The following is a 1,061-nucleotide window of genomic DNA, read 5'->3' on the forward strand; positions in this document are numbered from 1 at the left end:
GGGATAAATCTACAGGTAAATAATGTAGTAAAGTTTGGATTGCAACAACATCTGATGCTGAGCTTTTAATGATTTTATTAGTATTTTTATCCACTATCCGGAAACCAAGATTACCGTATAAATTATCATATGCCCAACTGAGAATATCCGGGTTATTAACCAGAATTTCTCCTTGATCGTTGATACTTAAAACTTCCATAATATCGTAAGCCAGTTCCTCGGAAGGCTCTTGCGCAGCAAGATCTGCAAAATCACCGGTATTGAGCGTAAGCATTGCCAACATTAAAGCGCCGAATAACAATATACCAGCAATACAATAGTTAAATAGCAAGGTCACTGTAAGTGAATAACGAAACGTCCATAAATAACGAAATAATTTCATGCAGTCACCTTTTCAACGCGCAAAATATATCCAATACCCCGGAGTGTTTTTAATTCGAAGGTTGCTCCTGCACAGACCAACTTTTTACGTAGTCTGTGAATGGCGACCTGAATTGCATTTTCGCTAACATCATCATCAAAGCCATATAACCTGTCTTTCATCGCATCTTTAGGCACTGTGATCCCGGCATTGCGGATCAAATAACTCAGAACAGCAATTTCAGTTTTTCCTAAAAATAAAGATTTCCCATTAATATCAAGGTGCTTAGAACACAGATCTAGTTTGATATTACCGTGGATCAGCATGCTGCCTGCAAGCGTACCCGGACGACGTAACAATGCCCGTAATCTTGCAAGTAACTCTTCTATAGAAAATGGTTTTACCAGGTAATCATCGGCTCCCAAATCAAGCCCGGTAATTCTGTCTTGTATATTTCCTCTGGCCGTTAAGATCAGTACGGGAAGATGATACTCTCTCTGTCTGAGGGTTTTAAGTACTTCTAAACCATCGAGATCAGGTAATCCGAGATCGAGAATAACAGCATCATAGTTAGTAATCTTACATAAGGAAATTGCGATTTTCCCACTGGTTGACATATCGCAACTTGCAGGAAATTTTTCACACGCTATTTTTAATAGTTTGGCTACTTTTGGATTATCTTCGACAATGAGTATTCTCA

Annotated in this window: 1 protein-coding gene and 1 pseudogene; both read right to left on the reverse strand. The window is 38.6% G+C overall.

The window, feature by feature from the left end; genetic code table 11:
• A pseudogene (locus G399_RS20625) lies at window positions 1-382 on the reverse strand (sensor histidine kinase); the annotation flags it as partial.
• On the reverse strand, window positions 379-1,061 hold a 683-nt coding region (locus G399_RS0110890), incomplete at its 5' end, for a response regulator (RefSeq protein WP_081585748.1). The gene G399_RS0110890 and the pseudogene G399_RS20625, both read right to left, overlap by 4 nt.

The sequence above is a fragment of the Brumicola pallidula DSM 14239 = ACAM 615 genome, from assembly GCF_000428905.1.
Lineage (GTDB): Bacteria > Pseudomonadota > Gammaproteobacteria > Enterobacterales > Alteromonadaceae > Glaciecola > Glaciecola pallidula.